Raw genomic sequence first — 9,099 nt, forward strand, 5'->3', positions numbered from 1 at the left:
GGATGGCCCCCGCCGCCGGGGTGCGTCGTCGGCAGGGCGGCGAAATGCTTGGCCAGGTCCGGCCAGAACTGAGGCCCCGCCTCAATGGCGGGCAGGCTCATCATCCCGCTTGCCCGGCCTCCCTCGGCGTAGGCACGCAGGCTTTCAAGGAGATAGGCTTCGCTCTGCCCGGCGAGAACGGGTATCGCGGGACCGCGACCCCGCCCGTTCCCACCGTGGCAGCGGACGCAATCCGCGAGCGCCTGCGGCAGGGCCCCGGAATCGCCTTCGGGAGACGCAAGCGTTTCTCCATAAGCGAGGTCACGATAGGTGGCTTCGTCCATCGCCGGCAGCTCGCGCAGGAAGGCGACCATCGCCCAGACCTCGTCGTCGCGTTCCTGTGTCGGCCAGGCAGGCATGCCGGTGAAGCGCACGCCGTGCTTGACGATGCGGAAAAGCTGCGCGTCGGTCCATTCGCCGACGGTCCCGGCAAGGTCGGGCGGCTGCGGCAGCATCCTCGTGACGACAGGAGATCGCGGCTCGCCCGGCGCACCGTGACAGATGGCGCAGCCGCGGGCGAAATGCCCGGCGGCAGGCTGGATCGCATGGCGCGGCAGAGCTTCCGGAACATCGACCGCCAGCGCATAGGTGCGCACAGCCGATCGCATGGCGAAATGGAGAAACCATTCCGTAATCTTCCAGTGGCCGCTTGAGGCACCGACATTGAAAAAGCCGATCCAGGCCGCCAGCACCACGACGAAGGGCAGAATGGCCAGCGCTATGGCGAGCTTCTTCCAGTTGATATGCATCAGCCTGTCTCCCGTGACGGAGTGGCGAGCATGCGCGCGAAAAGCGTCAAGCCGCCTGCCAGATAGACTGCCGCGCCAACCAGAAGCATGATCACGCCGCCAAGTTCCTGATCCTGCTGCGCGGAAAGCGCGACGCCGAAGCAGCTTACCTCGCCTTGGCCAAATAGCGGTCTCGGGGTCAGCGCTAGCAGCGCGCCGAGCAAGGTCATATGGATTGAGGTGAGAAGCAGGGCGAACGCTCCGGCGGCATTGCCTGTGGTGTCCGAGCCGCGGCGCGGCAGACAGGCCAACCACAAGGACAGCCCGGCGGCGAGAAACGTGGCCTGCTCGATGGCGGTGGCCAACAGCGAGCTTTGTGCCAGGGCCCGCAGGGACGGCGCGTGCCAGGACCAGACAATGACAAGCTCGACGAGGGAGGCGAGGAGGGGTAGGGCGAACGTCCGGTTTGCGCCTTGTGTTGGACCGAGCGGGAGCCCGATCGCCATCGGCGGCGCAGCGATCGCCACCACTCCCATATGCGCCAGCATGTGCGCTGAAAACGAATCCCTCCAGGCGTCGAGCAGCGGTCCGAGCCAGACCAGAGCGAGGACGAGGAGGCCGAGGATGAGGCAGGCGCGTCTCAACGGATACACTCCGTCAGGAACAATGCGGGCATCGCGGTGAAGATCACGGCGATGAAGCTGAGACCCGAGAGCAGCAGCGTCGCCAAGCCCTGGAACAGGGTCCGGTCCCGTCTCGTCGGATCGTCATGGGGCGGATCATCGGTGCCGAAGCCCCACTGCCGCCAGGCCAGCCATGCGGACAGCGCGATGAGTGAGAGGGCGATCACAGTGACGGCGGCGATGCCCGCGCGCACAGCGTTGAAACTCAGCCCGACAAGCTCGGGTTTGGCGCAATAGACCGCCGCGCCTATGTAGCAAACGAGGAAATGCGCAGCCCAGACCACGGGTGCGGTGAACAGCGTCCAGAGTGTCTCGATCTGTTTCGGGATGAGCCGCATCGCCGCCTCACATCGCTGCCGGAAAGAGGCCGATGATGGTGAAGGTGATGACGGCGGCGATCAGCAGGAAATGCCAGTAGAGCACCACGTTGCATAGATCGATGTCATGCTTCGGCGTCAGCCGGCCCGCCAACGACCGGGCCAGGCAATAGGCCTGCATGACCGTGCCGACCGCAGCATGGGCGAGCACCCAGAGCACGAGAATCCACACGATTGCGGGATAGACGTGGCGCGTCGGGTCCATGCCGGGAGACCACGGCCCGGCCAAGCCTGCGGCGGACGCGCCGACGGTCGTTAGCAGAGATAGCACCAGCAAGCCGCGCGTCGCGGCGGTGGCGTTGCGCCTGTTGAACATACGTGCCGCCACCATCAGGGCCCACGCTGCAGCGAACATGGCGGCAGCCGCGAGCGACCAGGCCCCATCAGGCCCGGCAATCCCCGCGGTGAAGTCGGCATGGATCGTCCAGTAGAAGAAATAGCCGAAGACCAGGCTGGCAAAGGCCGTGCCGTCGCCCATCATGGTGATGAACATCGCCCACCAGCCGACCGAATCCGGGCCGGAGGCATAAAGCGGCAGGCTGAGGCCCAGGCCCACATCCTTTTCCGGCTTTTCGGGGATTTCAGCTGTGCCCGTCCAGAGCCAGTAGAGGACGGCGCAAAAGCACGTGATTGCGGCCAGCGCCGTCGCGATCCACCAGTGGAAGGTAAGCGCGATGAAGGCGGCCCCGAGTGAAAGGGCCGAGACTATGGTGACATGGGAAGTGCCGCCGACGCGCAGCACCTGGATGGGTTCGGCGTCGAGCACGGAGGTGACCAGTCCCTCGCGCCATCCCTCTTCCGCGTCGGGCAGGTAATAGCGGCCTTCATTGATCTTGCGCGCAAGGTCCTTCTGGTCCCAGAGGGGATAGCGGCTGCGCACGATGGGTATCGAGCGGACGCCCCAGTTCTCCTTCGGCTCGGAAATCCATTCCAGCGTGCCGGCGTTCCACGGGTTGAGTTCGCCGCGCGGCTGCCGGTGCTTTGGCCTGAGCGCGTCGAAGACAACCACCAGCACGCCCGCGGCGAAAATGAAGGCTCCGGCCGTCGAGATCAGGTTCAGCCAATCCCAGCCGATTTCGGCTGGATAGATGAAGACGCGCCGGGGCATGCCGCGCAGGCCGCTCAGATGCATGGGGAAGAAGGCGATGTTGAAGCCGCAGAACATCAGCCAGAAGGCGAGCCGCCCCAGCCGGTCGGAGAGCTTCTTCGCGTCGATCAGCGGATAGTAGTAATAGAGCCCGGCCACGACCGGGAAAAGCATGCCGCCGATCAGCACATAATGGAGGTGCGCGACGACAAAATACGTGTCGTGTGCCTGCCAGTCGAAGGGTGCGAGCGCCACCATGACGCCCGTCAGCCCGCCGATGACGAAGATGGCCAGTCCTCCGGCACCGAACAGCATCGGGGTCGAGAAAATCACCCGGCCAGCCAGCATGGTGGCGATGAAGACGAAGATCTGCACGCCCGTCGGGATCGCTACCGCCTCGGAGGCGGCCGAGAAGAAGGCCAGCGAGATCTGCGGCAGGCCTGTCGCAAACATGTGGTGTACCCACAGGCCGAAGGAGAGGAATCCCGTTCCCACTGCCGCTAGCACGATCCAGGAATAACCGACGATCGGACGCTGGGAAAAAGTCGGCACGATCATCGCCACCAGCGCGATGGCCGGCAGAAAGATGATGTAGACCTCCGGGTGGCCGAAGATCCAGAACAGATGCTGCCACAGTAGCGGGTCGCCGCCGCGCGCCGCATCGAAGAACGGCCAATCGAACATCCGTTCCATCTCGAACAAAAGGTCGCCGGCGATCAGCGGCGGGAAGGCGAACAGGATCATTCCCGCCACGATCAGCAGGTACCAGGCGAAGAGCGGCATCAGGTTGATGCGCATGCCCGGCGCACGGCATTTCATGATGCCGACGATGAGCTCGACGGCGGCAGCGATCGAGGCGACTTCGATGAAGGAAAGGCCGAGCAGCCAGATATCGGCGCCGATGCCGGACAACTCCTTGTCGGTGGCGAGCGGCGGATACATGAACCATCCCGAGGACGGCGCCGCATTGAAGAAGATCGAACCGCAGACGAAGATGCCGCCGAGGAAAAAGCTCCAAAAACTGAAGGCCCCGAGGCGCGGGAACGGCATCTCGCGCGCGCCCAGCATCGGCGGCAGGAGGAAAATCGCGACCGCCTCGAAGATCGGCACCGCAAACAGGAACATCATCACTGTGCCGTGCAGGGTGAAAGCCTGGTTGAAGAAGTCGGCCGACAGGAAGTCGTTGTCGGGCACGGCGAGTTGCAGGCGCATCAGCAGCGCGAGCGCGCCGGCGAACAGCATGAAGGTGAAGGCGGCCGAGCCGTACCAGAGGCCGATCTGGAAATTGTTCACCGAGGTCCAGTAGCGCCAGCCGGTCGGATTGGCCCACACGGTGCGCAGCCGCTCTTCCTGCGCCTTGTATTCTTCCCGCGAACGCTCCTTGACCGCAGCGCTCATCGCAGGCCTCTCAGCCAGGCGGTGATGGCGCGAATGTCGTCCGGCGGCAACATGTCGAAGGCCGGCATGCTGGAGCCGGGCTTGATCAGTTCGGGCCGGGCGATGAAGCGGGCGATGGCGTCTTCGGTGTTGGGCAGGATGCCGGCTCCGACGGTGACGCGGGAACCGATATGCGAAAGATCCGGGCCGATCATGCCGCGCGCATCTGTGCCCGCGACGAAATGGCAGGACCCGCAACCATGACGCAGGAACAGCGCGCTGCCGCTCGCGCCTGCGCTAGCCGCAGGAATTGCCTGGGCGGCCAGCCAGGACCGGAATGCTTCGGGCTCCATCGCCACGGCCGAGAACGCCATCAGCGCGTGAGACGTGCCGCAATATTCGGCGCAGGGTCCCCGGAAAACACCGGGTTTCGTGGCCTTGAGCGAAAGCCTGTTGGTGCGGCCGGGGATCATGTCCATCTTGCCGCCGAGCGGTGGGATCCAGAAGGAATGGATCACATCGGCGCTTTTCAGGGTCAATTCGACCCGCTCGCCGACCGGCAGCCTGATCTCGTTGGCCGAAACGACCGGCGGCCCCTGAGAAGGGTGGTAGACAACTTCCCACCAGAACTGCCTGCCGGTGATTTCGATCCGCAAAGCGGCTGAGCTCGCCTGTGCGAAGGGCCGAAGGCCAGGCATCAGCCACAATGCATAGGCGAGCAGGACACAAAGCATGACCGACGGGAAGACCACGCCGCCCCAAAGGATGATTCTGCTGGCAGACTTTTCGGCCAGCCTGCGGCGATTGAACAGGGCTGAATGAAGAAGCAGGCCGACCACGCCCAGCCACATGAGCGCGCCGCCGCTTAGCATTACCCAGAACAGGCCGGCTATCTGCTGCGCTTCCTCTCCCGCGGGCTCAAGTGCCGACCGGGCTCTGGCATAGCCGCTCGCGAGCAAAAAAGACGCAGCGGACAGGCTGAAATATTGACCCATTTCCAACCCCTCCGCGGTAAACCGGCGAGATGGGCGGAAGGTTCCGGGCAATTGAGCTTTCGAACTCAAGCTGCATTCGCCGCGGCTTTTGGGCAATTTTCAACGAGTGACGAAACAATTGCGCTCGATCCCCGTTTGCCCGTCATGGCGGGTATTGGGATTGCCCATGCTTAAGGAGGCGACGATGAGCGCAACCGGCTTGGAAGTTTTTGACAAAACCCTGCAAACAACACACATCTGGCTGGACGAGATCATGGCCGACCACGGGCCCGACAGGCGCGTTGCCTGGCATATGCTGGGCGCCGTTTTGCGCACCTTGCGAGACTGGCTGCAGATCGAATTGGCTGCCAATTTGGGAGCGGAGCTGCCGCTTCTCATACGCGGCGCCTACTATGATCGGTATCGGCCGCATCATCTGCCGACCAACAATCGTTCATTGGAGGAGTTTCTGCAGCGGGTGGCCGAGGAGATGAAATCCACTCGACCCGTGAATCCCGAGGATGCGACGAGATCCGTGTTCAAAGTTCTCGCCAAGCATGTCGACCTCGGCCAGTCGGCGAAAGTACGAGACGCTTTGCCGAAACACATCCAGGCGCTTTGGCCCGAAAGCGTCGGAGTGTAGCAGCAGCAAAGACAAAGGTCGGGGCTGCCGACACGATCCTCAACTGGTTCCGCCCCAGCCGGTCAGTCCCTCTGCTCGCGATACAGGCGCTCAGTCGCCCGATCGCTTTCTCTGCGTTCTGCCGGGCCGCGATCGCGCCGCGTGAGGAGGGCGTAGGCGATCAGGATCGCCAGCAATAGCGGGCCGCCAGCAACGACGATCAACCACATGTTGTTCTCGAACATGGAACATCTCCTTCACAAAACCGAGAGGAGGAGACCGTTCCTCCCTTCTGGTCCAGGACGGACAGCACGATGTTAGATCTCTTCAACCAAATGACCTGTGCCGCCAATTCAACCGTTGCGTTCGTATGTCCCCACCAATTCAGCTTCCTCCAGGACATGTTTTTTGGCTTCTTGCCAGATGCGCTCCACGCCCGCGGACCCCGGAATCGCGAGGCTCGGCGTGTCGAGCGCGGCAAGTCGGAAATGGTAATGATGGACGCCGTGCCCGATCGGCGGTTCAGGACCGTCATAGTAAGCGTTGCCGAAGTCGTTTGTGGCTTGCCTGAGCGCTGCGGGACCGGGCTTGCCACTCTCAGCGTCGGGCAGCTCGCCGACGTCAGGCGGGATGTTGAACACTGCCCAGTGACCGAAGGTTCCGTTCGGCGCATCGGGATCCCGCACGACGAGAACGAGGCTCTTCGCCTTAGCCGGCACACCCGACCATTTCAGCGGCGGGGACACGTTCTTTCCGTCACGGGTATATCTTTCCGGAATTTTTTCACCCTCGGCAAAGGCGGAACTGCTGAGCGTAAGCGGCATGGTTCATTCCTCCAAAAACGGCTTGTTCGCGGTGGGCTTGTGCTCGGCAAGCGCACTGATGGAGGAATGGACGTCCCTCGGAAACGTTCCATTGTGCGAACCATTGGCTGGCTGGTTTTCAGGCTTTGACGATATCTGTCTGGACCCCTAACATCTGGTCGCAGACTCACTACGTGTTGAGAGGGAACCACAAAGGCTTTCCGACAGTTGAATGAAGAGGCGACAGCAACCAGACCGGCCGGGGCGAGGATACCATGCGCGAGAACCACTCCGACGTCTTCGATCTGTTTTCGGAGATTTACACGAATGCGGCGCAGGAGGAGATAAGCATCCAGCAATATCTCCTCGCCTGCCGTGAGGATAAATCGATGTATGCCTCGGCGCCCGAACGGATGGTCGAGGCGATCGGCGAACCCACTCTGGTCGACACCAGCATGGATGAGCGGCTCGGCCGCATTTTCGCGAACAGAACAATCAAAGTGTACCCGTCCTTCGCCGAGTTTTATGGCATGGAGGACACGATCGAGCGTATCGCCGGCTATTTTCGCTACGCCTCTCAAGGGCTTGAGGAGCGCAAGCAGATTCTCTACCTGCTCGGCCCTGTCGGCGGCGGCAAGTCCTCGCTGGCCGAACGGCTGAAGAAGCTGATGGAGCAGCGTCCGATCTATACGCTGAAGGTCGGCGACCAGATCAGCCCGGTTTTCGAATCGCCGCTCGGGCTTTTCCACCCCGACCGCATGGCTGACCTTTTGGAGGACAAATACGGCATCGCGCGGCGCCGGCTGAACGGCCTGATCTCGCCGTGGGCGGCCAAGCGCCTCGATGAACTGTCCGGCGACATCTCCAAGTTCAGCGTCGTCAAGCTGATACCTTCGCGGCTGCGCCAGATCGGCATAGCCAAGACCGAGCCAGGCGATGAAAACAACCAGGACGTTTCGGCCCTGGTCGGCAAGGTCGACATACGACAACTCGAGCATTTCAGCCAATCCGATCCGGACGCCTATTCCTACAGCGGCGGCCTGAACCGGACCACGCAAGGGTTGCTTGAGTTCGTCGAGATGTTCAAGGCGCCGATCAAGGTCCTCCATCCGTTGCTGACCGCTACCCAGGAAGGCAGCTACAACGGCACGGAGAACTTTGGATCTTTCCCTTATCAAGGCATCGTCGTAGCCCATTCGAACGAATCGGAATGGCTGCAGTTCAAGAACAACAAGAACAATGAGGCGTTCCTCGACCGTATCCTGGTGGTCAAGGTGCCATATTGCCTGCGGGTCACCGAAGAACGGCAGATCTACGAAAAGTTGCTGCGCGAAAGCGAATTGGCCTCCAGTTCCTGCGCTCCGGAGGTGCTGGACATTCTCAGCCGGTTCACCGTATCGACGCGTCTGGCCGAGCACGACAATTCGCCGCTCTACACGAAGATGCGCGTTTATGACGGCGAAAACCTCAAGGACATAGATCCCAAGGCGAAGTCGGTTCAGGAATACCGCGATGCCGCTGGGGTCGACGAGGGCATGACCGGCGTCAGCACGCGCTTTGCTTTCAAGATCCTGTCGCAGACATTCAACTACGACACCAAGGAAGTGGCCGCCGATCCCGTGCATCTGATGTACATTCTGGAGGAGGCGATCAAGCGCGAGCAGTTCCCAAAGGAAACGGAAGCCGCCTATCTCGACTTTATAAAGTCTGAGCTCGCCCCGCGTTATGCCGAGTTCATCGGCCATGAGATCCAGAAGGCTTATCTGGAATCCTACAGCGAATACGGCCAGAACCTGTTCGATCGCTACATCGCCTACGCCGACGCCTGGATCGAGGATCAGGACTACAAAGACCCCGATACCGGCCAGATCCTCAATCGCGAGGTGCTGGACAACGAACTGTCGCAAGTCGAAAAGCCGGCCGGCATCGCCAATCCCAAGGATTTCCGCAACGAGGTCGTGAAGTTCACGTTGCGCGCGCGGGCCAGAAACCATGGCCGCAACCCGTCATGGACAAGCTATGAAAAGCTGCGCGAAGTCATCGAAAAGCGGATGTTCGGCCAGGTCGAGGATCTGCTCCCGGTGATCAGCTTCGGCTCCAAGCAGGACAGCGTGACGGAGAAGCGGCATACCGAGTTCGTGCATCGGATGGTCGAACGCGGTTACACCGAACGTCAGGTCCGCCGGCTGGTGGACTGGTACATGCGGGTGAACAAGGCGGGTTGAGCCCGGCCGGGATGGTTCCATGCCGATCTTCATCGATCGCCGACTGAACCCGAAGGACAAGAGCCTCGGCAACCGCCAGCGCTTCCTGAAGCGTGCGCGCGAGGAATTGAAGCGAAGCATCCGGGATCAGATCCGCACCGGCAAGATCGCGGATGTGGATGCCGAGCATGCCGTCTCCATGCCA

The 9,099-nt window shown here is 62.1% G+C and carries 10 protein-coding genes; 3 read left to right on the forward strand and 7 right to left on the reverse strand.

Features of this window, described 5'->3' with window-relative positions; genetic code table 11:
* The 5 genes from E5W87_RS30695 to coxB all read right to left on the reverse strand — a co-directional run.
* Positions 1-788: c-type cytochrome (locus tag E5W87_RS30695; RefSeq protein ID WP_292406260.1), on the reverse strand; the 788-nt coding region annotated here is incomplete at its 3' end.
* On the reverse strand, positions 788-1,411 hold the full coding sequence (locus E5W87_RS30700) for a cytochrome c oxidase assembly protein (RefSeq protein WP_292406263.1): 624 nt from the start codon (positions 1,409-1,411) through the stop codon (positions 788-790). The genes E5W87_RS30695 and E5W87_RS30700, both read right to left, overlap by 1 nt.
* Complete coding sequence (locus E5W87_RS30705) at positions 1,408-1,788, reverse strand: hypothetical protein (RefSeq protein ID WP_292406266.1); 381 nt, start codon at positions 1,786-1,788, stop codon at positions 1,408-1,410. Before E5W87_RS30705 ends, E5W87_RS30700 begins: the two co-directional genes overlap by 4 nt.
* 7 nt (positions 1,789-1,795) lie before the next feature.
* Entirely contained in the window at positions 1,796-4,312 is a 2,517-nt protein-coding gene (ctaD, locus tag E5W87_RS30710; protein WP_292406269.1) for a cytochrome c oxidase subunit I, read from the reverse strand.
* Entirely contained in the window at positions 4,309-5,286 is a 978-nt protein-coding gene (gene coxB / locus E5W87_RS30715; RefSeq protein ID WP_292406271.1) for a cytochrome c oxidase subunit II, read from the reverse strand. The genes ctaD and coxB overlap by 4 nt, the downstream gene beginning before the upstream one ends.
* 184 nt (positions 5,287-5,470) lie before the next feature.
* Between coxB and E5W87_RS30720 the strand changes: the two genes are divergently transcribed.
* A complete protein-coding gene (locus E5W87_RS30720) occupies positions 5,471-5,908 on the forward strand; it encodes a DUF2267 domain-containing protein (protein ID WP_292406274.1) in 438 nt (145 codons plus the stop codon).
* A gap of 62 nt (positions 5,909-5,970) precedes the next feature.
* On the opposite strand, the gene E5W87_RS30725 is transcribed toward E5W87_RS30720, so the two are convergent.
* Positions 5,971-6,132 (reverse strand): hypothetical protein, encoded by a 162-nt coding sequence (locus E5W87_RS30725; RefSeq protein WP_292406277.1) that lies wholly within the window; start codon positions 6,130-6,132, stop codon positions 5,971-5,973.
* A gap of 108 nt (positions 6,133-6,240) precedes the next feature.
* Positions 6,241-6,711, reverse strand: a complete 471-nt coding sequence (locus tag E5W87_RS30730) for a YbhB/YbcL family Raf kinase inhibitor-like protein (RefSeq protein ID WP_292406280.1) — start codon at positions 6,709-6,711, stop codon at positions 6,241-6,243.
* A gap of 254 nt (positions 6,712-6,965) precedes the next feature.
* On the opposite strand from E5W87_RS30730, the gene E5W87_RS30735 reads away from it, so the two are divergent.
* Positions 6,966-8,915, forward strand: coding sequence for a PrkA family serine protein kinase (locus tag E5W87_RS30735; RefSeq protein WP_292406283.1), 1,950 nt, complete (start codon positions 6,966-6,968; stop codon positions 8,913-8,915).
* Positions 8,916-8,934: 19 nt separating this feature from the next.
* A partial coding sequence (locus E5W87_RS30740; RefSeq protein WP_292406286.1) for a DUF444 family protein occupies positions 8,935-9,099 on the forward strand: 165 nt, incomplete at its 3' end.

The sequence above is a fragment of the Mesorhizobium sp. genome, assembly GCF_004962925.1.
Taxonomy (GTDB): Bacteria; Pseudomonadota; Alphaproteobacteria; order Rhizobiales; family Rhizobiaceae; genus Mesorhizobium.

Bases quoted from the DNA above. Each gene is read 5' to 3' on its own strand.
- E5W87_RS30705 (WP_292406266.1), bottom strand. From the start codon at position 1,788: ATGCGGCTCATCCCGAAACAGATCGAGACACTCTGGACGCTGTTCACC.
- ctaD (WP_292406269.1), bottom strand. From the start codon at position 4,312: ATGAGCGCTGCGGTCAAGGAGCGTTCGCGGGAAGAATACAAGGCGCAG.
- coxB (WP_292406271.1), bottom strand. From the start codon at position 5,286: ATGGGTCAATATTTCAGCCTGTCCGCTGCGTCTTTTTTGCTCGCGAGC.
- E5W87_RS30720 (WP_292406274.1), top strand. From the start codon at position 5,471: ATGAGCGCAACCGGCTTGGAAGTTTTTGACAAAACCCTGCAAACAACA.
- E5W87_RS30725 (WP_292406277.1), bottom strand. From the start codon at position 6,132: ATGTTCGAGAACAACATGTGGTTGATCGTCGTTGCTGGCGGCCCGCTA.
- E5W87_RS30730 (WP_292406280.1), bottom strand. From the start codon at position 6,711: ATGCCGCTTACGCTCAGCAGTTCCGCCTTTGCCGAGGGTGAAAAAATT.
- E5W87_RS30735 (WP_292406283.1), top strand. From the start codon at position 6,966: ATGCGCGAGAACCACTCCGACGTCTTCGATCTGTTTTCGGAGATTTAC.